Origin of the sequence: Bacillus benzoevorans, from assembly GCF_014207535.1 — a bacterium.
GTDB lineage: Bacteria > Bacillota > Bacilli > Bacillales > Cytobacillaceae > Bacillus_BD > Bacillus_BD benzoevorans.
Window position 1 is genome coordinate 30,978 of sequence record NZ_JACHGK010000018.1, and the last position, 24,818, is coordinate 55,795.

General features: G+C 45.3%; 27 protein-coding genes. 24 read left to right on the plus strand and 3 right to left on the minus strand.

Annotated elements, in window-relative coordinates:
* Positions 1-4 precede the first annotated feature (4 nt).
* From nuoN to spoIID, 5 genes are all read left to right on the plus strand, one after another.
* Complete coding sequence (gene nuoN / locus HNR53_RS18800; protein WP_184528926.1) at positions 5-1,519, plus strand: NADH-quinone oxidoreductase subunit NuoN; 1,515 nt, start codon at positions 5-7, stop codon at positions 1,517-1,519.
* Between the two features lie 339 nt (positions 1,520-1,858).
* Positions 1,859-2,095: a DUF1146 family protein gene (locus HNR53_RS18805; RefSeq protein ID WP_184528928.1), complete on the plus strand. Its 237-nt coding sequence runs from the start codon at positions 1,859-1,861 to the stop codon at positions 2,093-2,095.
* Between the two features lie 511 nt (positions 2,096-2,606).
* Positions 2,607-3,320: a YwmB family TATA-box binding protein gene (locus HNR53_RS18810; protein WP_184528930.1), complete on the plus strand. Its 714-nt coding sequence runs from the start codon at positions 2,607-2,609 to the stop codon at positions 3,318-3,320.
* A gap of 33 nt (positions 3,321-3,353) precedes the next feature.
* The gene (murA, locus tag HNR53_RS18815) at positions 3,354-4,664 is read left to right on the plus strand and encodes a UDP-N-acetylglucosamine 1-carboxyvinyltransferase (RefSeq protein ID WP_184528932.1); all 1,311 of its coding nucleotides are present in this window, start codon (positions 3,354-3,356) and stop codon (positions 4,662-4,664) included.
* A gap of 251 nt (positions 4,665-4,915) precedes the next feature.
* Entirely contained in the window at positions 4,916-5,941 is a 1,026-nt protein-coding gene (spoIID, locus tag HNR53_RS18820) for a stage II sporulation protein D (RefSeq protein ID WP_184528934.1), read from the plus strand.
* A 33-nt stretch (positions 5,942-5,974) separates the two neighbouring features.
* Here the strand turns inward: spoIID and HNR53_RS18825 are convergent, their stop codons facing one another.
* The gene (locus HNR53_RS18825) at positions 5,975-6,403 is read right to left on the minus strand and encodes a VanZ family protein (RefSeq protein ID WP_484463086.1); all 429 of its coding nucleotides are present in this window, start codon (positions 6,401-6,403) and stop codon (positions 5,975-5,977) included.
* 327 nt (positions 6,404-6,730) lie between these two features.
* Here HNR53_RS18825 and spoIIQ point away from each other — a divergent pair, with 327 nt between their 5' ends.
* The 10 genes from spoIIQ (at position 6,731) to HNR53_RS18875 (ending at position 15,358) form a co-directional block, all read left to right on the plus strand.
* Positions 6,731-7,786, plus strand: a complete 1,056-nt coding sequence (spoIIQ, locus tag HNR53_RS18830; RefSeq protein ID WP_184528938.1) for a stage II sporulation protein SpoIIQ — start codon at positions 6,731-6,733, stop codon at positions 7,784-7,786.
* Between the two features lie 331 nt (positions 7,787-8,117).
* Positions 8,118-8,390 carry a sporulation transcriptional regulator SpoIIID gene (gene spoIIID / locus HNR53_RS18835; RefSeq protein WP_184528940.1) on the plus strand — a complete coding sequence of 91 codons (273 nt, stop codon included), beginning with the start codon at positions 8,118-8,120 and terminating at the stop codon, positions 8,388-8,390.
* 462 nt (positions 8,391-8,852) lie between these two features.
* On the plus strand, positions 8,853-9,854 hold the full coding sequence (gene mreB / locus HNR53_RS18840) for a rod shape-determining protein (RefSeq protein ID WP_184528942.1): 1,002 nt from the start codon (positions 8,853-8,855) through the stop codon (positions 9,852-9,854).
* A gap of 468 nt (positions 9,855-10,322) precedes the next feature.
* Positions 10,323-11,144, plus strand: coding sequence for a flagellar hook-basal body protein (locus tag HNR53_RS18845; protein WP_184528944.1), 822 nt, complete (start codon positions 10,323-10,325; stop codon positions 11,142-11,144).
* A 48-nt stretch (positions 11,145-11,192) separates the two neighbouring features.
* A complete protein-coding gene (locus HNR53_RS18850) occupies positions 11,193-12,026 on the plus strand; it encodes a flagellar hook-basal body complex protein (RefSeq protein WP_184528946.1) in 834 nt (277 codons plus the stop codon).
* Positions 12,027-12,039: 13 nt separating this feature from the next.
* The gene (locus HNR53_RS18855; RefSeq protein WP_184528948.1) at positions 12,040-12,309 is read left to right on the plus strand and encodes a DNA-directed RNA polymerase subunit beta; all 270 of its coding nucleotides are present in this window, start codon (positions 12,040-12,042) and stop codon (positions 12,307-12,309) included.
* A 173-nt stretch (positions 12,310-12,482) separates the two neighbouring features.
* A complete protein-coding gene (gene fabZ, locus HNR53_RS18860; protein ID WP_184528950.1) occupies positions 12,483-12,917 on the plus strand; it encodes a 3-hydroxyacyl-ACP dehydratase FabZ in 435 nt (144 codons plus the stop codon).
* 336 nt (positions 12,918-13,253) lie between these two features.
* Entirely contained in the window at positions 13,254-13,604 is a 351-nt protein-coding gene (locus HNR53_RS18865; protein ID WP_184528952.1) for a hypothetical protein, read from the plus strand.
* Positions 13,605-13,968: 364 nt separating this feature from the next.
* Positions 13,969-14,376 (plus strand): single-stranded DNA-binding protein, encoded by a 408-nt coding sequence (gene ssb, locus HNR53_RS18870; protein WP_184529007.1) that lies wholly within the window; start codon positions 13,969-13,971, stop codon positions 14,374-14,376.
* A 640-nt stretch (positions 14,377-15,016) separates the two neighbouring features.
* Positions 15,017-15,358, plus strand: coding sequence for a YqzG/YhdC family protein (locus HNR53_RS18875; protein WP_184528954.1), 342 nt, complete (start codon positions 15,017-15,019; stop codon positions 15,356-15,358).
* A 109-nt stretch (positions 15,359-15,467) separates the two neighbouring features.
* On the opposite strand, the gene HNR53_RS18880 is transcribed toward HNR53_RS18875, so the two are convergent.
* On the minus strand, positions 15,468-15,950 hold the full coding sequence (locus HNR53_RS18880; protein ID WP_184528956.1) for a hypothetical protein: 483 nt from the start codon (positions 15,948-15,950) through the stop codon (positions 15,468-15,470).
* A gap of 309 nt (positions 15,951-16,259) precedes the next feature.
* On the opposite strand from HNR53_RS18880, the gene HNR53_RS18885 reads away from it, so the two are divergent.
* The 5 genes from HNR53_RS18885 (at position 16,260) to HNR53_RS18905 (ending at position 20,571) form a co-directional block, all read left to right on the plus strand.
* Positions 16,260-16,835, plus strand: a complete 576-nt coding sequence (locus HNR53_RS18885; protein WP_184528958.1) for a biotin transporter BioY — start codon at positions 16,260-16,262, stop codon at positions 16,833-16,835.
* A gap of 4 nt (positions 16,836-16,839) precedes the next feature.
* On the plus strand, positions 16,840-18,312 hold the full coding sequence (locus HNR53_RS18890; protein ID WP_184528960.1) for an AMP-binding protein: 1,473 nt from the start codon (positions 16,840-16,842) through the stop codon (positions 18,310-18,312).
* Between the two features lie 200 nt (positions 18,313-18,512).
* Entirely contained in the window at positions 18,513-19,616 is a 1,104-nt protein-coding gene (locus HNR53_RS18895; RefSeq protein WP_184528962.1) for an acetyl-CoA C-acyltransferase, read from the plus strand.
* Positions 19,617-19,838: 222 nt separating this feature from the next.
* Positions 19,839-20,249: an FAS1-like dehydratase domain-containing protein gene (locus HNR53_RS18900; protein ID WP_184528964.1), complete on the plus strand. Its 411-nt coding sequence runs from the start codon at positions 19,839-19,841 to the stop codon at positions 20,247-20,249.
* Positions 20,230-20,571 carry a MaoC family dehydratase gene (locus tag HNR53_RS18905; RefSeq protein WP_184528966.1) on the plus strand — a complete coding sequence of 114 codons (342 nt, stop codon included), beginning with the start codon at positions 20,230-20,232 and terminating at the stop codon, positions 20,569-20,571. The genes HNR53_RS18900 and HNR53_RS18905 overlap by 20 nt, the downstream gene beginning before the upstream one ends.
* A gap of 122 nt (positions 20,572-20,693) precedes the next feature.
* On the opposite strand, the gene HNR53_RS18910 is transcribed toward HNR53_RS18905, so the two are convergent.
* Positions 20,694-21,281, minus strand: a complete 588-nt coding sequence (locus HNR53_RS18910; protein ID WP_184528968.1) for a YiiX/YebB-like N1pC/P60 family cysteine hydrolase — start codon at positions 21,279-21,281, stop codon at positions 20,694-20,696.
* Between the two features lie 185 nt (positions 21,282-21,466).
* Between HNR53_RS18910 and HNR53_RS18915 the strand changes: the two genes are divergently transcribed.
* The 4 genes from HNR53_RS18915 to HNR53_RS18930 all read left to right on the plus strand — a co-directional run bounded on the left by HNR53_RS18915 (position 21,467) and on the right by HNR53_RS18930 (position 24,782).
* Positions 21,467-22,186, plus strand: coding sequence for a TetR/AcrR family transcriptional regulator (locus HNR53_RS18915; protein WP_246439683.1), 720 nt, complete (start codon positions 21,467-21,469; stop codon positions 22,184-22,186).
* Positions 22,187-22,279: 93 nt separating this feature from the next.
* Positions 22,280-23,164, plus strand: coding sequence for an ABC transporter ATP-binding protein (locus HNR53_RS18920; RefSeq protein ID WP_184528970.1), 885 nt, complete (start codon positions 22,280-22,282; stop codon positions 23,162-23,164).
* A 6-nt stretch (positions 23,165-23,170) separates the two neighbouring features.
* Entirely contained in the window at positions 23,171-23,965 is a 795-nt protein-coding gene (locus tag HNR53_RS18925) for an ABC transporter permease subunit (RefSeq protein ID WP_184528972.1), read from the plus strand.
* 13 nt (positions 23,966-23,978) lie between these two features.
* On the plus strand, positions 23,979-24,782 hold the full coding sequence (locus HNR53_RS18930; RefSeq protein ID WP_184528974.1) for an ABC transporter permease subunit: 804 nt from the start codon (positions 23,979-23,981) through the stop codon (positions 24,780-24,782).
* The last annotated feature ends 36 nt before the right edge of the window (positions 24,783-24,818 follow it).

Here is a 24,818-nt window from a genome sequence, read left to right on the forward strand (position 1 = left end):
AAGGATGGATCTCGAGACACTGTTATCTTTTAACTGGAATATTATGACGCCGGAATTCATCATTCTTGGCCTTACAGCTGTCCTTACCCTGCTTGATTTATTTATGCCAAAGGGTCAAAGCCGAAAAATCCTTGGCTGGATCAGTTTAGCAGGGATTTTGGCCGCCATTGTGGCACTGCTCGGTTTATTGGGCACCGAAGCAACATCGATTCTTTACGATACATTCAGACTGGATGCTTTTGCTTCAGCCTTTAAGCTGTTACTGCTAGTTGGTTCAGCGATGGTTATTCTTCTTGCTATCAGCTATGAGCCGAAAGAAGGGATAAAGGAATACAGAGGAGAGTTTTATTATCTGTTCCTTACCGCTTTGCTTGGTGCGATGGTGATGACATCAAGCAGCGATTTGATTACATTATTTATCGGGCTTGAATTGCTCTCGATTTCTTCCTATATATTAGCAGGGATCAGAAAGCGAAATCTGCAGTCCAATGAGTCGGCAATGAAATACGTGATCAACGGTTCGCTTGCGACAGCGATTATGCTGTTCGGGATGAGCTATGTCTATGGCTTAACCGGCACAACCAATATTGCGGATATGCGCGGGATGCTGATGACATTAAATGATACGCAAATCATTTATTTATTGGTTCTGGCTTTCTTTATGATTACCGTCGGAGTTTCCTTTAAACTTGCGGCTGCTCCATTCCATATGTGGGCACCGGATGTTTATCAAGGGGCACCGACACCCGTTACAGCGTTTTTAAGTGTTGTATCGAAAACAGCCGGCTTCGTTCTGTTCATCCGTCTATTAGTAGCTATTTTTGGAAATGCAGCGACAGCCGGACAAGGCTCAGCGCCAATCCTCCTGGAGATGCAGAATTACATCGCGGTTATTGCCGGCGCCACGATGATTATCGGAAACCTTGTGGCTCTAAGACAGCGGAATATTAAACGCCTGTTTGCCTACTCAAGTATCGCCCATGCCGGTTATATTTTAGTAGCGATTTCCGCCCTGTCTGTCTTTATGTTTGACTCGATGTGGTTCTACCTGATGGCATATTTGTTTATGAACATGGGAGTCTTCGCGATTATCCAGCTATTAACGGAAAAAGAGGGTTCAGAGGATATCAGCCACTTTGCCGGTCTGTACCGCAGGTCGCCGCTTTTGGCTGTGGCCATGAGCATTATGATTCTCTCTCTTGCCGGGATCCCGGGTACAGCCGGATTTATCGGTAAATTGAACATTATTACAGGTGCCACAGTTGTTCCGGAACCGCACTATGTTCTTGTTTCCGTTATGATCGCCACAACGGTTATCTCGTATGTGTACTATTTCGGCATCATGACGCAAATGTTCTTCCGCCCTGCGGAAGCAACAGAAAAAATAAAAATTCCAGCCGGCGTCGGCATTGTCCTCATCATCTGTGTCATCGCCACCGTCTGGTTTGGAATCCTGCCAAACACAGCATTCGACTTCCTGCAAAACAACTTCCACGAGTTTGCGGATTTTATGCAGTGATGCGGGGAAAGGAAAAGGGAAGCTCTTTGGGGCTTCTCTTTTTTGTGTGAAAAGGCGGATTCAGATCACTCCGGTTCGCTTCGGAAAAACAACTCGATGCACCCTCAAAAATCAGGATGAGTGTCCGAAATATATAAGGGACACTATATTGGCGTACTTCAGGGGGGATTTTTGCGAATAAAGGATCGCTTTTTCCACTAAAATGGAAGTATTTTTGCAAAAGGCAGAAAAGGTCGAAATTTATTTGTAATAATTGAAACTTAATTGTTGCATAAAGAGTAACATATGGAGGACAATTTAGGTAAACAATGGTAAAATAGAGATTAAGTTGTAAAGGAGATGATGGCAATATACGCAGCCAATTCTTTAGTGAGCATTATCTCGCATCTTGTCTTTATTGCTTTAGCATGGTGGGCATTACAGGCAGTCAATTTTGAAAAATTTTTACGGCCAAACCGGGTATTTCAAGCGAGGATCCTTTTGATCTTGTTATCCATTATTGTTGGTTCCCTCGTGAGTAATTTTTTCCTTGATTATCTATTTTGGTCACAGCAGCTGCCGCAGGTCTTTTCTTAGAAATATAGGACTTAGTACATGTTCCATTGTTGCTAGGATTGAAGTAAAATTCAATTTGTTATGTCCTTTACACGGCAGTACAGCTTAGAGTTTTTCAGCATAAATAAAAGAGCAAACCAATGTCATACCGCAGCAGACTTTTTTCTTGCAAGTATGGAAAGCTAAGGAGGGAGCGGTGTATGGTTGGTTATTGCTTATGGCGTCTGCGGCCTTAAGGGGTAAACCACGTTAAAATGTGAAAAGAAGGCTCAAACGCACGGACCTTTATAAAAATAGATAGGCCGGAGCGAATGGCTGATGATGGTCTGGCAGATTGAAGCCCCAAAGGAATTCTAAAGGGGTAAGGTTTGCTTTCATCTTAAGTATCACATAAGCGTCATGAAAAGAGATATGGTACATAGGGACAGTAATTGTGTAGTTCTGTACAAACTGAATTGTCAAAAAGTGACGGCCCGTTCGAAGTATGATCCTCGCAACCTTGGTAACAATGGTACTAAGGAGAGGATGAACGGTGAAAAAGTTCTTATACGGATTATTCAGTTTAACAGTACTCAGTTTTATTATATTCAATATCGCCAGTGCGAAAGGGCAGTCGAATACAGATATAGAAAAAATGGCTTCTATTTTGCAGCGCGAGAATATTTTCATCAATCAATGGTCTTTATATGCGAGGCAAAAGCTGGAAACATCCGGGGAAGAGCAGAAAAGAGCATTGGCAGATGAGTTCCCGGATTTAAACTGGAACATTTCTCAAGGTGAAGAAAAGTGGGAAGCGACTGCTTTTTTTTCAAAAAGAGAAGATGTTCAAGAGTCGATTCGGCTCCTTTCATCCGGCAAGGAATCCTACCTTGTTTATGAGGTAAAAGGGACCGGTTGGAACGAGGAAACAGAGAAGCTTTTGCAAGGAAAAGTCCAAAAGACAATCTTCGACATTTTTCATGAAAATGTCACTATTTTTTCTTGTCTAATGGGTGAGTTCGATGGTAAGCTTAATGAGTCTTTGGGCACGAATGTAAATGCCTTGTTAGCGGCTTTCGATGCGCGTGAAATCGAGAAGCTGGAGGAATCATCTTTTGTTTCAGCAACAGCTTATACTCCGCTTTTTAGCGGCTCGATTAAAGGAAAATCTGAAGCCATGAATTTACAGGTTGGTTTAAGAGAGGAAGGATTGGGCGGGAAGACGACCATTGTAGTTGGAACACCAATCATTACGATTGAATATTAATATAGAGAGAATGGACGCGGAGGGGAATAGACTTTGGAAAAAATCATCGTCCGTGGCGGAAGAAGGTTAAGCGGCACCGTCAAAGTCGAAGGAGCTAAAAATGCCGTTTTACCTGTTATCGCTGCATCATTATTAGCAAGTGATGGAAAAAGTATCATTCGGGATGTTCCTACGCTCTCCGATGTATATACGATCAATGAAGTCTTACGTTGTTTAAATGCCGATGTGGCATTTAAAGATAACTGTGTGACAGTGGATGCATCTAGAGAGTTGCAAGTAGAGGCACCATTTGAATATGTGCGAAAAATGCGTGCGTCTGTCCTAGTAATGGGATCATTATTAGCAAGAAACGGCCGTGCCAGAGTGGCGCTGCCGGGTGGATGTGCAATTGGCTCCCGTCCCATTGATCAGCATTTGAAAGGCTTTGAAGCCATGGGTGCAAAGGTCAAAGTTGGGAACGGCTTTATTGAAGCAGAAGTAGAGGGCCGTTTACACGGAGCAAAGATTTACTTAGATTTCCCAAGTGTGGGCGCTACAGAAAACATCATGATGGCAGCTGTTCTTGCCGAAGGAACAACTGTGCTTGAAAACGTCGCAAAAGAGCCTGAAATTGTTGATTTAGCGAACTTCCTTAATAAAATGGGAGCGAAGGTAAGAGGTGCCGGTACCGGTACGATCAAAATTGAAGGTGTAGACGTGTTATTTGGCGCTGATCATGCGATTATTCCTGACCGTATTGAAGCTGGAACCTTTATGGTGGCAGCTGCGATTACCGGCGGTGACGTTCTCGTTCAAGGCGCCGTGCCTGAACACCTGACTTCTCTTATTGCCAAAATGGAAGAAATGGGTGTAACGATAATCGAAGAAAGCGATGGCGTTCGTGTTATCGGTTCAGATAATATGAAGGCTGTTGATATTAAGACGATGCCGCATCCTGGATTCCCGACTGATATGCAGTCGCAAATGATGGCATTGCTGCTTCAAGCCAAAGGGACTTCGATGATTACAGAAACCGTTTTTGAAAATCGCTTTATGCACGTGGAAGAGTTCCGCCGCATGAATGCTGATATCAAAATCGAAGGACGTTCTGTTGTGATGAATGGACCAGTAAAGCTGCAAGGTGCAGAAGTGTCCGCTACTGATCTGCGTGCAGCCGCAGCCTTAATTCTTTCCGGTTTAGTGGCTGAAGGTGTAACTCGTGTCACAGAATTAAAACACCTTGACCGCGGATATGTTGATTTCCATGAGAAATTGGCGGGCCTCGGTGCAGACATCGAAAGAATCAGCGAACCAGAAATGGAAGAAATCATCTACAATCAGCAAAAGCTTGACATGAATGCCTAATGGCGTGAACGCCCGGCAGGTTTGTCTTATTCGTAATAATATATGCAGAAAAACCGCCGGACTTGTGCGTAAAATGCGCAGGTCCGGCGGTTTTTTTTTATTTTGTGCTGGACTTTCACCACAACCGCCATTTTTAGTCATAAAAGCTTGTCCGCCTCCATATGAATGAAATGAGAAGGGGATTGAATAGTCCTTATTTGGTCTTGGGCGAATTTGATCATAGCCAACACTTTATAAAAATGGAGGCAGCCATGAAAAAGATAAAACCGATCATGCTTCTAGCCGCGGTACTGATTACTGTCACATTGATTGTTCCAGCTATATTGGTGCTGCCATTTCATGGGGAGAAAGTGAGTGGTACTTTGGAGGAGAATCTACAGCAGCCCAAGCCGCAGGCTGAAAATACAGCGGCACAGCCAGCAGTGGAGGTGGCTGTCTATCGAACGGCAAAGCAAATGGTTGAAAAAATTCCACTGGAGCAATATGTTGTCGGTGTCGTAGCGTCGGAAATGCCGGCAGATTTTGAAAAAGAGGCCTTGAAGGCGCAGGCACTGACAGCACGCACGTATATTGCCAAGCAGCTGATGAGCAATGAAAAAATGAAGCTTCCGGGTGATGCGATTGTCGCGGATTCAGAGCTTTATCAGGTGTATAAAAGCGACAATGAACTGAAACGGGTCTGGGGTTCTGATTATAGCTGGAAAATAGAAAAAATTCAGGAGGCCGTCCAAGAAACGAGCGGACAGATTCTGACCTATAATGGAACGCCGATTGATGCAACCTTTTTCTCCACGAGCAACGGCTACACCGAAAATTCTGAGGCCATTTGGTCCAACTCTGTCCCTTATTTGAAAAGTGTAGCAAGCCCCTGGGATAAAAACTCACCGCGGTTTAACGGTCAGAAGAACTTTACAGTAAAGGAATTTGAGTCCCTGTTAGGGGTGAAGCTCTCCGGCAGTTCGACAATTGGCAAGGTCATTGAACGGACAGCCGGCAAGCGGGTGGCGAAGGTCGATATCAACGGGAAGGTCGTGACTGGGAAGGATATCCGCGAAAAACTGGGACTCATGTCAACCGACTTCACTTGGGAGCGGAAGGGCAGTGATATTATCATCCATACAAGAGGGTACGGCCACGGGGTTGGGATGAGCCAGTACGGCGCAAACGGAATGGCGAAAGAGGGAAAAACCTACGCGGATATTGTCGCGTATTACTATCAGGGAATTGAAATTGGCGGAACGGATACATTGATGGCGGCAATTACGGCGAAGAAATAAGTAATGCGGGACAAGGGGACAGGTACCTTGTCCCTATGCCAGCTTATGCAGCAGTCTCCCCAGCCGCTGAAAACGTTTCTTCTGATAAGCGCCGTACATCACCCAGGAAGCCGCAAGCACACCGATGACGTCTTTTACCAAATCAATCAGCGTCGCCGAGCGGGCCGGAACAAAGGATTGATGGATTTCATCGGACAAACCATATAATGAGGCAATAAGGATACAGACTAGATTAAGCTTTCGCGTCAATCCCCGTATCGTCAACAGCGCCAGCACCAATAAAACATACAAAATCGCAAACTCAACCAAATGCAGCGATTCCTTAATCCCGCCATCCCACTCCGCATTCGGCAACTCCACCACCGCATCCACCGGCATACCCGACAACTTCCAAATCAAAGCCATATACAAAAAAGGCAAAACTCTTAACAACCATTTCGACATCACAAAAACCCCTCTCATAACAAATGGTGCCTGGCACCAAGGAAAGACAAATGTCCATACTGAGTGGACAGAATATAGGTTGTCCACCGCATACATACAAATGTCCATTATTGGTGCCAGGCACCAAAAACGTCCCCCAAAGAATAAAATAGGGTCAAAAAAAACGCCGACCCCCAGAGGGAAGCAACTTCCCGGAATCTCCGATCCCCAGGATCCCAAAAAAGCATCCCAAAAACTATGAATAATTATAAACCAACTAACAAATAATAAGCAGTAAAAAAAATTTTTCCGAAAATGTATATATCACCGCTAAATTGTTCACAATGATTGCAGAGGTGATGACAAATGAGAGAGGAAGAAAACAATAAGTCTTCTCAAAATTCAAAAGTAAAAAGTATCTTTAAAAAGCGTTGGGTGTTTCCGGCTATTTATATCGCAAGTGCGGCCATTATTTTAATCGCGGTTCTTTGGTTCCAAAACAGCAGCACAGACAATGCTATTGATTCAGATAAATTCGGAATGAATAGTGCAGAAAAGCAAAAGAACTTTGATGACCTGGCTGTTGAAGTAAACCGTACAATGGAAAACGTTACAATGCCGCTTACAGCGAAAGACCGCGAAGCAGCCGTGATTCAAAAGAAATTTTACGATGATCAAGCTTCTGAAAAAGAACAAGAAGCCGCTCTTGTCGTTTACGAAAACCAATACCATCCAAACACAGGTGTTGATATCACCGTAAAAGACAACGAAAGCTTTGATGTCGTTGCCGCTCTTTCCGGAACGGTTACAAAAGTCGAAGAAGATGCACTTTTAGGAAATGTCATTGAGATTGAACACGAAAATGGAATCGTGACACAATATCAATCTGTGAAGGACTTCCAAGTGAAAGTTGGCGAAGATGTCGAGCAAGGACGCGCGATTGCCACTGCCGGTAAAAGCATGATCAATGAGGAAGCTGGCGTACACGTCCACTTTGAAATCCGCAAAGACAGCATGCCGGTAAATCCTGAAGATTTCTTCGATAAGCCAATGAGCGCACTGGAAGAAACAACAGACGAACCAACAGTCAATGAAGAAAAGGCTGCAGGCAACCATGAAATGACAGAAGAAAATGCTGAAGGCGAGAAAGAGCCGGCAGCGGATAAGCCTGCTGATGACAGAAAAGGTAAGACAGAAGAAGGCACTTCTGAGAAAAAAGAAGAGACTCCTTCTAAATCAGAGGACAAACCGACATCTTCTGACAAACAAGAAAACCCAGCTGATGACAAATCAGGTGCTGCTGACGACAAGCAAGCAACTGAAAAGAAAACATCAACTGACAAAACAGAGGAAAAGGATCAAAAAGATACACCGTCTAATAATGATGCAAAAGAAGAACAAACGCCAAACAAAGATGCCTAACCAACGCGATTCTTTATATATGGTGTCAGACACAAAAATAGTGTTTGACACCATTTTTTTTGCTATTTCCTTGTCCCTATTGTGGAAAATGTGCATAAACTCCCATCCAGGCTAATAAACTGTTACAAACCTATATAAAGAGAATGTATGAGGTGAGGAATCGTTTGAACTCAAGTGTAAATAGTTATGTACCTGTCTAGATCCTGTAAGGGGGGAAAGCCTAGGCTTTCTGCCGCGTGGATGTAAGCCCATGCGGATTCAAAATAGATAATTTGCCAAAAGCGAGTCTCATTTCACGCTTCTCACATCCAATTTAGGGAGGGCGAGCGGTGTGCACGATTACATCAAAGAGAGAACTATCAAGATTGGAAAGTATATCGTGGAGACGAGAAAAACAGTTCGTGTCATAGCGAAAGAGTTTGGCGTATCCAAAAGTACAGTCCACAAAGACTTGACAGAAAGACTTCCTGAAATCAATCCTGAGCTGGCAAATGAAGTGAAAGAAATATTAGATTACCATAAATCCATCCGTCACCTTCGCGGCGGCGAAGCAACCAAACTGAAGTACAAGAAAGAAGAATATGAAGAAGAGCCGGTAAATTAACCGGTTTTTTACATAAGCTGTCATGCGGTCAGCTTACGGGAAAATAAGGCTGGCATTTTCCCGTTACATAATCGAACGAAACAACTGCGGTCTTGGACCGTAAAACATATGATACGTAAGTCCTGCCTTTATTCGGTATATTTTATTTTTTTGACAATTTGTCGACTTTTTTTACAAAAAAGTCCCTTTTTCTCGACAAAAAGTTACTTGTAATCATCTAAGTATGGTAGAATAAACAATTAGAATGGATCCTGTGTGACCGAATTATGCGCATTTTTTTGAAAATTATCTACAAAGAGAAGCGTTGGCATTTTACAGGATAGTTGAGTCGGAAAATAACATCTGTGCTGGGGTTCATCCCTTTGGTGCTTTAAGAAGAATATTCACGTCCATGGGTAATAAAGCATGCTGACGATAAAAATAAAAACATCCGACCAATAGGATAAGGAGGAAAAACGAGCAATGTTCGCAAGGGATATTGGGATTGACTTAGGAACGGCTAACGTATTAATTCATGTAAAAGGCCGTGGAATTGTATTGAATGAACCATCCGTTGTTGCGATTGATAAAAACACCAACCGGGTGCTGGCCGTGGGTGAAGAAGCCCGCCGTATGGTCGGACGGACACCGGGGAATATTGTTGCCATCCGCCCGCTGAAGGATGGGGTCATTGCTGACTTCGATGTGACGGAAGCGATGCTGAAGCATTTTATCAATAAACTGAATGTTAAAGGATTCCTTTCTAAGCCGCGCATTTTAATCTGCTGCCCGACGAATATTACCAGTGTAGAGCAAAAGGCGATTAAAGAAGCAGCTGAGAAGAGCGGAGGCAAGAAGGTTTATTTGGAGGAAGAGCCTAAGGTAGCAGCCATTGGAGCCGGAATGGATATTTTTATGCCAAGCGGAAATATGGTCGTCGATATCGGTGGCGGTACAACCGATGTGGCCGTGCTTTCAATGGGGGATATCGTAACCTCTTCATCGATCAAAATGGCCGGTGATAAATTCGATAATGAAATTCTTCATTATATTAAACGACAATACAAACTTCTTATCGGGGAACGGACAGCGGAAAATATTAAAATTAATATTGGAACCTGTTTCCCTGGCTCTAGAGTAGAAGAAATGGATATCAGGGGCCGCGACATGGTTTCAGGTCTGCCGCGTACCATTACTGTAAATTCAGAGGAAATTGAAACCTGTCTTCGCGAGTCTGTTGAAGTCATTGTTCAGGCGGCGAAAAGCGTGCTGGAGCGGACTCCGCCGGAATTATCTGCGGACATCATTGACCGCGGTGTAATCTTAACAGGAGGCGGTGCGCTGCTTCACGGCATCGACATGCTCCTAGCCGAAGAATTAAAGGTGCCTGTACTGGTAGCCGAAAATCCAATGGACTGCGTAGCGATCGGAACCGGCATGATGTTAGACAATATCGACAAACTGCCAAGAAGAAAATTTATCTAAGCAAATGAAAGCCCGCTGCAGGGAGCAAAGACTCCTGCAGCGGGCTTTTTTTGGGTCAGGGGGACAGGTCCCTTGTCCCATTCTTATCACCGCATGGAATAAAGAGGAAGGTACTATTTCTACAACAAGCGCCATCTTTCTTAAAAACTGACTATATCTTTTCGACTTTTTTTTCTATAATAAAAGAAGGTATGTATAAACTTCATTCAGCATAAGTCTTACATCTTCTAAAGGTAAGGGTGTATGCAATAAAGTTATCCAATTCAGTTGGGGTTCAAAAAACTCTGGCTGAATGAAGTTAAGCCTCCGGCGGATGCCTCGATTTTTCAAAGGAAATTTTTCGAGCGAGCTCGAAAAAAATCGGGCGCAAATTCGACGGGGCGAATTTGATTATTGGAATATCATAAAAATTTTATATAAATGTGGGACGGTTTATTTTTCAGATAAAAAGAGAAATGAGGTGGGTGCATGCTCAGAGGGTTTTATAATGCTTCATATGGGATGCTGTCGCAGCAGCGGAAGACGGAAATGCTGGCCAATAATTTGGCCAATGCGAATACGCCTGGGTACAAGGCGGATCAGGCTTCACTTAGAGCATTTCCTGAGATGCTGTTAAAGCGGTTTGAACAGGAGAACACTGGAGAATTCAGCTTGCCGCTGCAAAAAACAATCGGACCGCTGAATACAGGTGTCTATTTACAGGAAACGATGCCGAAGTTTCTTCAGGGCGGAATCCAGGAAACCGAATTAAACACGGATGTGGCTCTGTTGGATCTCAACCTTCCGCTAAACCCGGAAACAGGAAGTCCGGGGTCTGTCTTTTTTACAATAGAGAACGCGAAAGGCGAGACGCGCTATACAAGGAACGGGAATTTCACGCTCGACAACCAGGGCTTTTTGACGACGGCGAGCGGGCTGTATGTGCTTGATAGGGATGGTGCGCGGATTCAGCTTTCCAGTGAGGAGTTTACCCTTGATGAGGCTGGCAATATCACGGATGCAAAGGGCAAGACGGCAAGAATCGGCGTGGCGTATTCGGACAACCCGATGAGCCTGGTGAAAGAAGGTGACGGTCTGTTCCGCGCGCAAAATGAACTGCCGGATGCTTACGGTGTGGATGGTGTGCTGTTTAAAACGGAGCAGGGCTTTCTGGAGCAGTCCAATGTCGATACCGCACAGACAATGACGGAAATGATGACAGCCTACCGTTCGTTTGAAGCGAACCAAAAAGTACTGCAGGCCTATGATAACAGCTTACAAAAAACGGTTAACGAGGTCGGAAAGCTATAATGAATTAGACAAAATTCGTGGCGTCACAGTGAATTTGGAGGTGATAAGGTGAATCGGATTATGAATACGGCGTCCAATACGCTGGGGCAGATTCAGAAGAAAATTGATGTAATTGGGAATAATATTGCCAATGTGAATACGACGGGGTTTAAAAAGCGCGATGCCAAGTTTACGGACTTGCTGGTGCAGCAGCTGAATAATCAGCCGAATGCCTCGATGGAAGTTGGGCGGCTGACGCCGAATGGAATTCGTTCGGGTACTGGAGCGAAGCTGGCCCAGGTTCAGATCATGATGGCACAGGGGTCTTTAAAGACAACGGACCGGGAGCTGGATGTGGCGTTTACGAAGGAAGGGCAGTATTTCCGTGTCTATGATGCAAAGACGGAGGACATCATGTATACGCGCGACGGGACGTTTTATTTGTCGCCGCTTTCGGAGACGGAAATGATGCTGGTGACAGGTGCCGGGAATCCTGTGCTGAATGAGAACAATCAGCCAATTTTCCTTCAAGGAGAGACGAAGGAAATTCAGATTGACAAAAATGGTCATGTTCTTGTGATAAAAGCAGACGGCAGCGTGGCGCAGAATGTTAATCTTGGGGTAACGCGAATCGATAAGCCACAGTTTCTTGAGCAGAAAGGCGGAAATTTGCTTGGGTTTCCAATCAATGCCGATGAACAGAGCAGGGGAGCGGCCGTTACAAATATGAACGCGGACAGTCCTGGTGAGATCGCCATTCAGCAGCGGGCGCTCGAGCAGTCAAATGTGGATTTAGCCAAGGAAATGACAGACTTGATGAATGCGCAGCGGTCCTATCAATTCCAAGCGCGTTCTATGAGTATTGCGGACCAAATGATGGGTCTCATAAACGGAATGAGATAAAGGGGAAAAATCGATGGCAATGAATGAAGCACAAACCAGCCGTGAGTTGTTAAGAAAACAAAAGAGTGAGAAGAAAGATAAAAAGAGAACGGAAAAGAAAATAAAAAAACAGGTTCGCTTAATTCCAATCTGGCTCAAATTCTTGATCGTGTTTCTGCTGATGATTGTTTTTGCGCTTATTGGAGCGATGGTTGGCTACGGTGTACTTGGAGAGGGAGCTGTATTGGACGTATTTAAACCTGCAACATGGACGCATATTTATGATTTGATTCAGAAGAAATAGAGCGGGGGCCGGGGGGAATGACCCTGGCCATCCAGCCGTGACCAATGGTTGAAACTGCTTATCTGAGCGGTTATACTTTTCTTTGACATACATGTAAATGAATGGCAGCATTCTGTGCTGCTTTATTGCTTTCAATTGCTGGGTCTTAGGCCAAATAAGGAGTGTACATAACTATGGAACTAAATATTGATCAAATTAAGGAAATCATTCCGCATCGCTATCCGTTTCTATTGGTGGATAAAATCACGGAATTAGAAATTGGAAAGCGGGCTGTCGGTTTGAAAAATGTGACGGCGAATGAAGAGTATTTCAACGGACATTTTCCGCAGTATCCGGTTATGCCGGGCGTTTTGGCGCTGGAGCACGCGGCGCAGGTTGGGGCGGTGGCCCTTCTATCGATGGATGAATACAGAGGTGCCATTGCTTTGTTTGCCGGTGTGGACAAGCTAAGATTTAAACATCCGGTACGGCCAGGGGATACGATTGTCACCGAAGTGGAGCTGCTGACGGTTAGACGCGGCATCGGAAAAGGAAAAGTTCTTTCGAAGGTCGATGGAAAAGTATCGCTGGAAGCGGAAATCATGTTTGCGATTCAAAAAAATAATTAATACGTAAATGGGGATGGTTCTTTTCAGAGCCATCCTTTATTTTTTTGGATGTGTTAAAGGTTAATGTTGATTTTTATGTCCCTTGTTGATTGGAGTGGAAGGCACGAAGACTCCCGCGGGAGAGAAGAGACAGACGAGACCCCGCAGACACGAAGTGTCGAGGAGGCTCGTCTGTCGCCCGCAGAACCGTGCGTGCCTGGAACGGAAATCAACAATCAAGTTTAAAAGACCTTTTTTTTAAAAAAATAATGCAATAAAATCAGCCATTGGGACAACCTAACTAAAGACCAAAGGAAGGTCTTTACAAATTAAAAGCAGCGAAAGGGGATTTATCGTATGAAGAAAAAGTTATTAACCGTAATAGGTGGGTCTTTGTTATCCATAATGTTATTAGCGGGATGTAATAATAATGATGATAACGATCAGAACCCACCACCGGAAGATAATGGCGTCACAGATCACAATGATGTCAATGATCACAACGGCAACATGAACAATGACAACGACTTGAATAATGACAACAACGATGATGATAACATCCTAGACAACAATGTGGGGAATGACAACCATACCAATGACATTAATACTGACAATGATGGCGATCCGGCTACTGACGAAAATACGCCGCAAGAGGACATTATCGAAGACAAGCTAGACAGAAACGATCCGGATAACAAAGACAGATAACGGAAAAGAGGCAGGGGATTTGTTCCCTTGCTTTTTTTGATCCTCATAGAGGCCTTGGGTCCGTTGTGCGAAACCGCCCTCATAAGATGTTCCGCACAACGAAAGCAAAAACAGCCTCAACAAAACGCCGCCCCACAGGGGGAAGTGAAACTTCCCGGAAAATCCGCTCCCCACTCACCTAAAAAAATCCTCCCGATTTGGAAATTTCAAGATATTTGTGGATAAATACTAAAAAATAACAGAAACGATACCCTGAATTTAATGTTTAAGCGATTAAGTCTGCTATAAAGACCATTTTTTCCGATTTTACATCAATGAACCATGGAAGTATGATAAACACATCAGCAAAGAAAGGAGAAAAATGATGATAAATCAGGTTACGCTCGTGGGCAGACTGACGAAAAATCCGGATTTACGGCTAACGCCGGATGGTTTGTCAGTCGCAAGCATTACCCTTGCCGTAAACAGGCAGTATCGCAACCAACAAGGTGAAATAGATGCCGATTTTGTCCAATGCAAGCTATGGAGAAAAGCAGCTGAAAATACCGCAAAGTATTGCCAGAAGGGCTCGCTGGTAGGAGTTACCGGCAGAATTCAAACCCGCAACTACAACAATAGCGAAGGGCGGAGAATTTATGTGACTGAAGTAGTCGCCGAAACGATTCGCTTTCTTGGTACGAAGCGGTCAGACGATATCATCCACCATGTTGAACCAGTATCAGTCATGGAGACGGTACAGGAGCAGAATGACGTTAGATTGCAGGAAAACTAATCCCATTGTGCTAGGTGAGGTGGAAAAATGACGGTTAACCTTAATAATGAACAAAACCTCGAACTTCTTCTGGAAAATTTGATCAGAGTGCAGGCTAAGCTAATTGAAAAAGTGGACAGCTTGAACAAACGCTTAATTCAAATTGAACAAACCCATCATATGACATCACATCAAGACATTTTATCTATAAATAAAAGGCTCAGTTAAAGTTTAGTGTTGATGAATCAGCAACAAGATTTAACAAAGCCAAATAAAAAAGTAATGCGTGGAAATGAAAACGTTCTCGGATAAAAGCGAGGTATTTTGCGATTTCGCTTTAAGGATATTTTCCTGGCGAAGGACAAAAATATACAATGAATATCCATATCTTTAATGGTCAACTTCTCCGAAAAAAATCCCTCCTTAAAAAGAATCAATGACCTCCTCTAGACCATCCCCATTTTGAAACTGGCGGCCTCCTACCGCCGGTTTTTTTGCTGTCTGCGGAATTTTGATACGCCGATGTCTTGATTGCGTCACCTGCTCTCCTTCACCAAGTTCGGAGCGTCAAAGTGACGATCGGAATTTGTCAAATGGTATGAGCGAAGAATAATTCCGCCCGCTTTTGCAGAGCTTAATGAAAAAAGAGGTTTGAAACAAGATGAGATTATTTCTAGCGCTTCCGATCGTTTTCGCTTTATTGTTCATTGGCAGTCCCGTATCTCCCAGTTTGGCGGGTGAAGTTGTCCAAACAGAGCGGCCGATACCGCCGTATGCAAAATGGGGACAGATTGCGATGTCACGTGTGCAGGAAAAGTATCCGCAGGCCCAAATCGTGGATTATCTCCATATTGGCAGGGAAAAAGGAGCAGCCACTTCCACGGAAAAGTTCAAGCTTTGGCTAAAACAAAACAACAAAGAATTCGGTGTTTTTGTAGACATTACCTTTGATAATGGCACAGAAAAAATTATCAATATCAGATACAGGGAAACAACACGGTGAAGAAACGCAGGATTCCCGCGTTTCCCTAGTTTATTAAAATAATGGTAGATCCACACCAATTATGGGGGATATGATGGAAACGGCAGAACCATCTCCCTGTTTTTTCCTGCTATAAAAAGATATGCAAAATCACAAATCCGAAAAAGATAAAGGCCATTGTGTAATGAAATTTTCTCCGCTTTCCCGTTGCTTTTCGATGCCGCAGCAGACCGCTGTATAAGAGAACAGCGAGGAGGCTGAGTGACAGGGCACCAGCGAGGATCTTCACATTCCCCAGCTCGCTGCTATGCGCATTCACCATCATCGCTCCGTGAATCACAATGAGCAGGGAAGCCGTAATCGCAAGCGGAATATGATATTTCATCATCGTTTTTGAAATCTTAGCCAGGCGCACCTTTACATTACGCACTTTGCTTTTCCGAATAAGGAGAAACACGAAATACATGTTGACGTTGATTAAAAATAAAACGAAGGCCGTCTGCGCAGCCATTTTTCCAAGCAGTATATAAAGTGAATCATAGCCGCGATACAAGCTCCATAGAACGATTGCAATCACAGTTAAAATATTGACCAACAGCCATCTGGCAATCATTTCACCACTCCTCAATTTCCTTGGAATAAACCTGGATCCCCTAGTTCCAATGATAGACGGCAAACCCAATATCCTCCATACTATACCAAAAACCAGAGCTAAAAGAAACGCGGGGATGGTTTTTGTGTTTCCCTGTTTTATTGAAGGGGCGGATTACGACGGTAATAATGGAAAATATTATGAAAACGGGAGAATCGTCCCCCTGTTTTTATGTTAACTGAAGGTAAAATTGAGTTGACATATTAGGGGTAGTCACGGTAAATTTATGTCAACGTACTTTATATTTTAGTTAACTAGGGGAGAGTTATTATGAAGATTAAAGAAATGACCTATGTGGCTTTGTTTGCTGCGATTATGGGGGTTTTGGGACTGCTGCCTCCGATTACACTTTCGTTTACTCCCGTGCCGATTACGCTGCAAACACTTGGAGTGGTCTTAGCCGGGGGAGTTCTTGGAGCACGGCTGGGTTCCTTAAGTATGATTGTCTTTTTACTATTGGTAGCCGCTGGCATGCCGCTTTTATCCGGCGGGCGCGGAGGGATCGGGGTATTTTTCGGTCCGAGTGCCGGTTACTTGATCGGGTATCCGCTTGCTGCTTTCTGTATCGGCTTTATTTTTTCGAAAATTCGCACACTTAAGTTTAGACATATTATAGGCACGAATCTGACGGTTGGGATTTTCACTGTTTATTTAACAGGAATTCCAGTGCAGGCATTGATGATGAATCTGCCGCTATTGGAAACAATCAAACTGAGTCTTGTCTATCTGCCTGGAGATATTATTAAGGCCGCGATTGCCTCCGTTCTCGTTTATCGATTACAAAAGTATCCGATCATTTACCGCAATTTTGCGAAAGCCGTTCCGCCGCAAGTGAAGGAGGGATAAGGCCGTGATTACTTCGCCGTATTCACGCCATGCCCTCACTTTTCCGGAAAAAACAGCCATTCGAACGAAAGAGGATGCGCTTAGCTATCGTGAATGGGATGAGGCCGTAAGGAGAACCGCGGCCTGGTTTCAATCACTTGGGTATGAAAATAAATGCGTCTGTCTCTATTTGCCAAATGGAATTCCGTTTCTGCAAGTCTTTGCCGGAGCAGCGGCAGCCGGCTGGACAGCGGTTCCGCTTGATTTGAAGTGGAAGGCGGAGGAGCTGTCTAAGCGCCTCGAGCTTTCTGATCCTGCTGTTTTGATTACAACGGAAAGTCTTTTGCCAAAAGTAAACGTGCCGCAGGCAAATATTCGAATCTGGGAGGAGTGCGCTGGGGAAATCGCCGGAACTGCACCAATGGCGGACGCCGGCAGCGAAGACTTGCCGTTTTACCTGGGCTTCACTTCAGGTTCAACCGGATCCCCGAAGGCCTTTATCCGCTCGCATCTCTCTTGGATCGAGAGCTTTGCCTGCACCCGCCGCGAATTTCAAATTCATGAAAACGACCATGTACTGATTCCGGGGCCGCTGATCCATTCCCATTTTTTATATGGAGCCATCAGCACCTTATTCATTGGCGGCACATTGTACTTGTTAGAGAAATTTTCCCCTGAAAAAACCCTTTCCGTCCTGAAGGAACAAGCCGTTTCCGTGCTTTATTTAGTGCCGACGATGGCAGAGGCCTTGCTTGGAAAAAACACAGTAGTGGAGCAGGATCTGAAAATGATCTCTTCGGGCGCCAAGTTCGAAGCGCACACAAGAAAAAGAATTCGGGGGATGTTCCCGAACTTGACCTTGAATGAGTTTTATGGTGCCGGCGAGCTGAGCTTTGTTTCTTTTTCGAATGATGAAAAAAAGCCGAATTCGGTTGGCCGGCCGTTTCATAATGTCAGCGTGCAAATTCGGCGCGAAAACGGGGAAGCCGCAGCTGTGGATGAAATCGGCAAAGTTTATGTGCGCAGTCCGATGACGATTATCGGCTATATGGAAAAACCAGGAGAGAAGCCCCAGCCGATTGCCGATGAAGAGGGCTGGGTAACGGTGCATGACATGGACCGGCTTGATGAAGAGGGCTGTCTCTATGTGGCCGGCCGGGAAAATAATATGATCCTGTATGGCGCGCTGAATATTTTCCCGGAGGAAATAGAGGCCGTTTTGACAATGCATCCTGCGGTCGAAAAGGCGGCGGTGGTTGGCTTGAGCGATCCTTACTGGGGGCAGATTACAGCAGCGGCTGTGCAGGGAGATGCCGCCGTGCTTGAGTTGAAGCGCTTGTGCAAAGCCCATTTGGCGTCGTATAAGGTGCCGCGAAAATGGTTCTTTATCGAGGAAATGCCGTTGACAACGAGCGGGAAAATCGCCCGCGGGGAACTGCGGATGATGTTGGAAGAGAAGCAGAGGGCAGATTTGACAGCAGCGAGAGGGCAGAATTAAAGGCATTTTAACGGAAAGCATGTCCGCTCTCCGTTCCATATAGGAAGCTAAAGGCGTAAATCGTCGACTTCTAGAGATTTATCGTCAACTTTTACAATATATCATCGACTTTTATTCATATATCGTTTTTTAGAAAAAACAGACCAGTTCCCCCGATTGCGGGCTGTGCCAAGGAAAATAGAAAGGAGACATGCCATAAAATGAAGCAGGCAGTCATTGTTGCGGCAAAAAGAACGCCGGTTGCGCGGCAGAATGGAGCGCTCCGCCACTTGCCGGCGGAGAAGTTGGCAGCGCCGATTCTCACGGCTCTCAGCTCAGGCGTAGAGGAGCGGGTGGATGACGTGATTCTCGGCAATGTCGTTGGACCCGGCGGCAATATCGCACGCTTATCAGTTTTGGAAGCAGGTCTTCCATTTTCCGTACCGGGAGTGACGCTTGACCGGCAGTGCAGTGCCGGTCTCGAGGCCATCCGCATGGCGTGTCTTTTTATTCGTGCCGGCGCTGGCTCCTGCTATGCGGCGGGCGGCGTTGAGAGTGTCAGCACTTCGCCGTTTCCAGAGCGGGCGCGCTTTTCTCCTGACAGCATTGGCGATCCCGATATGGGTGTTGCTGCCGAATATGTGGCAGAGAAATTTGCCATCACGAGGAACATGCAGGATGAATATGCCTTGTTAAGCTGGCAGCGGGGCCGTGATGCCTTTTTGACCGGGCTTTATGAGGATGAGATTCTTCCGCTTGCCGGACTGAGCCAGGATGAGGTATGGCAGCGCGAGCGGAATATGGAGAAATTGGTGCAGCGGGCGGGTTCAGCTTTTGTGAAAAATGGCACAGTGACGGCGGCTAATAGCTGCGGGATCCATGATGGGGCGAGTGCTGTCCTGGTGATGGAAGAAGGTCTGGCTCAGGAATTAGGCTACAAGCCAGTGCTGCGCTTCGTTGACAGCCAAGTATCTGGTGTGCATTCGTATTATCCGGCTTACGCTCCGGTCCCGGCGATTGGGGAATTGCTGCAAAGAAATGGGCTTACGATCGAGGATGTAGACTTGTTTGAAATTAACGAAGCCTTTGCTGCAAAAATTGCTGTCTGTGCTCAGGAGCTGTCCATTCCGTATGAAAAAATAAACGTCCGCGGCGGGGCGCTGACCATTGGTCATCCATATGGCGCATCGGGTGCTGTTTTAGTGACAAGACTATTCTATGAAGTTCAGAGGCGCCCGCAGGCAAGATATGTGGTGGCAGCCATCGGCAGCGGCGGAGGCGTAGGAGTTGCGGTATTGTTTGAAGCCGTTTCTGAGCGGGGGTGAGTCCTTCATCGGTGGTATGAAGGACAAAAATGAATGAGCGTGCTGGAAAAAGGTCTTCATCAGCTATCCTCCCTTGAAAACCAGAGTGATGCCCCGAACAATTGCTGGCGCGGAAAAAAGAACCCCCCACTGGTTCTAACGAAATTCGGGGTATCACTGTGTTTTTTAGAGGAGCGGGATATGCCGCTGCAGCCTATTGTGACTATAACCTGAGGTGATGAAATGAAGACAGAGCGTTATGCCTTTATTTTTACAAAAGAAGAAGTGCGTCAATATAGCGAATTATCATGTGAGCAAAATCCAATTTATCATAGTCCGCAAGCCGCCCAAGAGCTGGGGTACGAGGGAATTCCTCTCCCGCCTGCGATGCCTTTTGCTGCCTATCGCCATATTGAAATACCGTGGACACTGAAGGGGCCGGTGATTCACCGGAAGCAGGAGTGCAGGCTGCATCAGGTGATGTACACGGACCAAATTTATACCGGCAGCGTCACGCTGACGAATCATTCTTCGCGTCATAACCGGACGTTTATCCAGCAGGATTTGGAAATCTATGATGAGCAGGAAAACCTTTGCTTTACTGGAATCTCTCATTTGATTGCAGGTGGTTTGAATGAAAACCATTCACTTTAAAGTGTCAGAAAAGGACATCGAAGGCTACGCCGCGCTGTCCGGCGATTTCAATCCGATTCATTTCGACCAAGAATATGCGGCAGCACATGGCTTTGCGCACACAATCGCTCACGGCATGCTGACGATGGCAAAGGTATGGAGCGTCGTTGCAAACGAATTAGGGCTGGGGCCGCGGCACATCCAATACAGCCTGTCCTTCCAAGCCCCGGTCTACGCCGGCGCGCAAGTAGAACTGACGATCATTGAAAAAGAACAGACAATCTTTATAACCGGTAAAAGCAAGGGGACAACAGTCGTCAAAGGACATATTAAAATTGAATAAGGCACGAAAAATCAGGGCGCCACAGTGACGTCCTGATTTTGCTCTCTAATAAGTAACACAAAAACCATCTCTGTGTTCCATTTGGAAAATATTGGGGAAATGGGAGAGCCGTCCCCCTGTCTTTAAATAATTTCAAACAATGGCTTAACATTCGCATCATCCGCGATATGCTCCGGGTAGATAAAACCTTTTGCATCGCGCTGGAATTTAACATCGAGCTGCTTAAAGCATTCGTCGACGAATTCTGAACAAATATATTGTTCATCATCTTTGTGCCGGCCTATACCTAAGCTAATCCGTGCGACAATTTCGGCTATGCCGCTTTTATCATACTGGCAATTAAGCAGATCAATAGCTTTGCCCACCATCCTGGACAGCTTTACTTTTTCAAAAAGAGGATCATTCAAAGCCTCGTGCCGCGCAACAAATAATTTACCGTTGTACTTTTGCTTGGAGTTTTCATAATTGAAAAGGTAATGAGACAGCGGCACGGCCCTGACACCATCATCTTCAACACTTTCAAAAGCCACTACCCGATCATTCCAGTGACAGAGCACACCGACATGGCTAAACATGGAGTTCGAGGCTTTTCTAATCAGCTGGCTGACAAGATAATCACCGCTGCTAAAAAAAATATCTCCCGTCTGTATTTCCTTCCGTGCCCGATCATAGGTAAGTTGATGAATCCCGATAAATTTCGTCGTTCCCACTCGTAAGATACCCCCATAAATAAAATGTGCATCAAATAAGCCAGCCAGAAAGAAGCTGAGCAAAGGTGATAATCGTTAACCATTCTGACTGTGAGAGTATATTCATTTTGATCTAAAAAAAGAAACGAGAGAATCGTTTTTTTTTTGTAAATGGAAAATATTAGGGAAACGGGAGAGCCGTCCCCTTGTTTATCTTGACCGATTTGGTCAACGGGATTACAATTGAGTTGACTGATATGGTCAATGGCTTGGGTATACTAAGGGCAAAGGGGGCGTTTAGGATGTTTGCCAAGTTTTTGCGGCTGGATTCAGAGAAACAGGACCGTATCGTCAATGCTGTGATGAAGGAATTTGCTCAGAAAGGATATGAGCGCGCATCGACTAATGAAATGGTGAAAGAGGCGGGGATTTCGAAGGGGCTCTTGTTCCATTACTTTCAGAACAAAAAGCAGCTCTACTTGTTTCTCGTTGATTATTGCTATGACATGGTTGTGGCTGAATTTTATAAAAAGATAGACTTGACTGAGCCTGATTTTTTCAAAAGAATTCGCGAGGCGGTTCACATCAAAATGGAAATGCTGACCCAATATCCGGACATTTTTAAGTTTATGGAAGAGGCGTTTTTGGAGGATGCCGCGGAGATCAAGCCTGAGCTGGAGAAAAAGAAACGGGAAATGACCGACATCAACATGGGGAAATTTTTCGAAGGAATCGATTACTCCAAGTTCCGCGCTGATGTGGATCTCAAAATCGTCTTAAAAATTATTACCTTTACCTTTGAAAAAATGAGTGAAGAGGTGCTTTATAAAGCAAAGTTCGCGCCGGGGCACGAAATCAATTATGCAGAAATCAGGCAAGAGGCCGAGCAGTATTTTGACGTTTTAATTAAATGTTTTTATCACTGATGAGGTTTTAACGGCGGACGGGTTTTACATCCAAAGGAAGCCGGACCGCCGGCCAAAGCCTCACCACCATCCATTTAAAAGGGGGCCATGACAATGAATGCAATCGAAATCAGCCATCTGACAAAGAATTACGGCAAAGCAAGAGGGATTACCGACGTCAGCTTTACGGTTGAGGAGGGGGAGATTTTCGGTTTCATTGGTCCGAACGGTGCCGGCAAATCGACGCTGATTCGCACGCTGCTGTCGTTAATATACCCGACGAGCGGCAGCGCGAAGATTTTCGGCAAGGATTGCCTGAAACACGCGCCGGAAATCAAGAAGCAAATCGGCTATTTGCCATCAGAAGTGTTTTACTATGACAATATGAAGGTTATCGACCTATTAAAATATTCAGCTAGCTTTTATAAAAAAGACTGCAGTAAGCGGATCAAAGAATTGGCCGAGATCATGAATCTTGATTTAACGAAAAAAATCGATGACCTCTCGCTCGGCAATAAAAAGAAAGTCGGGATCGTGCAAGGTCTGCTCCATGAACCGAAGCTGATCATCCTCGATGAACCGACGAGCGGCTTAGACCCGCTGATGCAGCAAAAGTTTTTCGACCTGCTCAAGGAGGAAAATCAAAAGGGAGCGACGATTCTGTTCTCATCCCATATTTTGACAGAGGTGCAAAGGCTGTGTAACCGTGTTGCCATTATTAAAGAAGGCCGGCTCGTGGCGGTGGAAAAAATCAGTACGCTGCAGGAAACCAACTATAAAAAGTTCAAGGTCGAAACGAAAACGGCACTTGGCGCGTCTTACTTCCAGCTCGACGGCGTGACGAAATTAGAAGTGCATGGCAGCACAGTCAGTTTCCTATTTAAAGGCAACATCAACACCGTTTTGCAACAGCTCGCGCAGATTGAACTGGTCAACCTATGGATTGAAGAACCCGACCTTGAGGAGATTTTCCTTCATTATTATGAAACGGAGGCGTAAAGGGCGATGAACATTTATCTGCATGAATTAAAGGCTTATCGGAAATCAACGCTGATTTGGACGATTTCCTTAATTGCGATTGTGTCTCTTTATATGTCGTTTTACTCTGCATTCGCTGCGGATGCCGAGGCCTTTACGAAAATCATGGAGGGATATCCGGAAGCGGTGCGGCAGGCGTTGGGCGTCAATCTGGGTGCTTTTTTTACCATCCTCGGCTTTTATTGTTTCCCGTTAACCTTTGTGACGCTGTGCGGGGCGGTGCAGGCGATGAATCTCGGCACCTCCATTGTCAGCAAGGAGGTTCATGATAAAACAGCGGATTTTCTCTTAACGAAGCCGGTGACGCGGCAGAAGGTACTCACAGCGAAGTTCCTGGCTGCCCTTACATCGCTCGCCATCACGAACATTCTCTATTTGGCGGCAGCAAGCTTGGTACTGTTCCAGGTCAAGACGGATGATTTTAGCTATAAAGTATTTCTGATGCTGTCACTCACGCTGTTTTTCGTGCAGCTGATCTTTTTGGCTATCGGGATTGTGATTTCTGTTTCTGTGCCGAAAGTGAAATCGGTATTGACGGTGTCACTGGCGACCGTCTTTGGTTTTTATTTTCTCGGCATGCTGAGTGATTCCGGGGAGTCCGCGAAACGCTATCTTTCGCCGTTTAAATACTTTGACACGAGCTTTATTTTGCAAAATAAAGCCTATGAAGGACCGTTTGTAATTGCAGGTGCGCTGATCATTGCGGGAGCTGTCGCGGCAAGTTTCATCGTCTATCTTAAACGGGATATCCATGCTGTGTAAGGGGGTGTGAATCATGAATATTTTTCTAAAAGAATTAAAGTTTCAGCGGAAATCGCTGGTTCTGTGGTGCCTCGGCGTGATTCTGATGATCATCGCGGGGATGGCAAAGTTTGATGCCTATTCAGCGCAAGGGCAGTCGATAAATGAGCTCATCGGCGATATCCCGAAATCGATCCGGATTGTCCTCGGCTTTGGCGAGGTCGATGTCTCGACAGTTGCCGGTTATTACACGATTCTCTATATTTATATGCTGTTAATGGCGGCGATCCATGCCGCAATGCTCGGGGCGGCGATTATTGCCAAGGAGGAGCGCGACAAGACGTATGAGTTTCTGTTGGTGAAGCCAGTCTCACGCAACACCGTGGTCACGGCCAAATTAGCAGCGGCGCTGACCAATATCGTCATCTACAACGTGGTGAACCTCGTGTCGTTCATCGTGATCCTGGGAGGCTACAACAATGAAGGTGCCGATATGAATGGAAAAATTGTCCTCACGCTTGTAGGAATGTTTATTTTACAGGTGCTGTTCATGGTTCTTGGCAGTGCTCTTGCGGCGGTAAAAAGAAAAGCCAAAAGCGCGGCATCCCTGGCGGCTGCGATCATGCTCCTCACCTACATGCTCTCGGTAGCCATCGACCTAAACGAGGGTCTTAAGGTGCTAAAATACGCAACGCCATTCAAATACTTTGAAGCAAAATATCTCATGTTCGGCAGCGGTCTAGACGTCGGCTATATCCTATTATCAGCTGTCCTCATCACCGCCTTAACCATCATCACCTACAAAGCCTACAGCAAAAAAGACCTGCAGTCACACTGAAACAAGGGGACGGTTCCTGCGTTTCCGTAATATCTT

Excerpts from the sequence above, each read along its gene's own strand:
- HNR53_RS18925 (WP_184528972.1), top strand. The coding sequence starts at position 23,171 with ATGAACATTTATCTGCATGAATTAAAGGCTTATCGGAAATCAACGCTG.
- nuoN (WP_184528926.1), top strand. The coding sequence starts at position 5 with ATGGATCTCGAGACACTGTTATCTTTTAACTGGAATATTATGACGCCG.
- ssb (WP_184529007.1), top strand. The coding sequence starts at position 13,969 with ATGATAAATCAGGTTACGCTCGTGGGCAGACTGACGAAAAATCCGGAT.
- HNR53_RS18845 (WP_184528944.1), top strand. The coding sequence starts at position 10,323 with ATGCTCAGAGGGTTTTATAATGCTTCATATGGGATGCTGTCGCAGCAG.
- HNR53_RS18905 (WP_184528966.1), top strand. The coding sequence starts at position 20,230 with ATGAAAACCATTCACTTTAAAGTGTCAGAAAAGGACATCGAAGGCTAC.
- spoIID (WP_184528934.1), top strand. The coding sequence starts at position 4,916 with ATGAAAAAGATAAAACCGATCATGCTTCTAGCCGCGGTACTGATTACT.
- HNR53_RS18885 (WP_184528958.1), top strand. The coding sequence starts at position 16,260 with ATGAAGATTAAAGAAATGACCTATGTGGCTTTGTTTGCTGCGATTATG.
- HNR53_RS18880 (WP_184528956.1), bottom strand. The coding sequence starts at position 15,950 with ATGATTGCCAGATGGCTGTTGGTCAATATTTTAACTGTGATTGCAATC.
- spoIIQ (WP_184528938.1), top strand. The coding sequence starts at position 6,731 with ATGAGAGAGGAAGAAAACAATAAGTCTTCTCAAAATTCAAAAGTAAAA.
- HNR53_RS18825 (WP_484463086.1), bottom strand. The coding sequence starts at position 6,403 with ATGAGAGGGGTTTTTGTGATGTCGAAATGGTTGTTAAGAGTTTTGCCT.
- HNR53_RS18895 (WP_184528962.1), top strand. The coding sequence starts at position 18,513 with ATGAAGCAGGCAGTCATTGTTGCGGCAAAAAGAACGCCGGTTGCGCGG.
- fabZ (WP_184528950.1), top strand. The coding sequence starts at position 12,483 with ATGGAACTAAATATTGATCAAATTAAGGAAATCATTCCGCATCGCTAT.
- HNR53_RS18920 (WP_184528970.1), top strand. The coding sequence starts at position 22,280 with ATGAATGCAATCGAAATCAGCCATCTGACAAAGAATTACGGCAAAGCA.
- HNR53_RS18930 (WP_184528974.1), top strand. The coding sequence starts at position 23,979 with ATGAATATTTTTCTAAAAGAATTAAAGTTTCAGCGGAAATCGCTGGTT.
- mreB (WP_184528942.1), top strand. The coding sequence starts at position 8,853 with ATGTTCGCAAGGGATATTGGGATTGACTTAGGAACGGCTAACGTATTA.
- HNR53_RS18855 (WP_184528948.1), top strand. The coding sequence starts at position 12,040 with ATGGCAATGAATGAAGCACAAACCAGCCGTGAGTTGTTAAGAAAACAA.
- HNR53_RS18865 (WP_184528952.1), top strand. The coding sequence starts at position 13,254 with ATGAAGAAAAAGTTATTAACCGTAATAGGTGGGTCTTTGTTATCCATA.
- HNR53_RS18805 (WP_184528928.1), top strand. The coding sequence starts at position 1,859 with ATGATGGCAATATACGCAGCCAATTCTTTAGTGAGCATTATCTCGCAT.
- HNR53_RS18900 (WP_184528964.1), top strand. The coding sequence starts at position 19,839 with ATGAAGACAGAGCGTTATGCCTTTATTTTTACAAAAGAAGAAGTGCGT.
- HNR53_RS18875 (WP_184528954.1), top strand. The coding sequence starts at position 15,017 with ATGAGATTATTTCTAGCGCTTCCGATCGTTTTCGCTTTATTGTTCATT.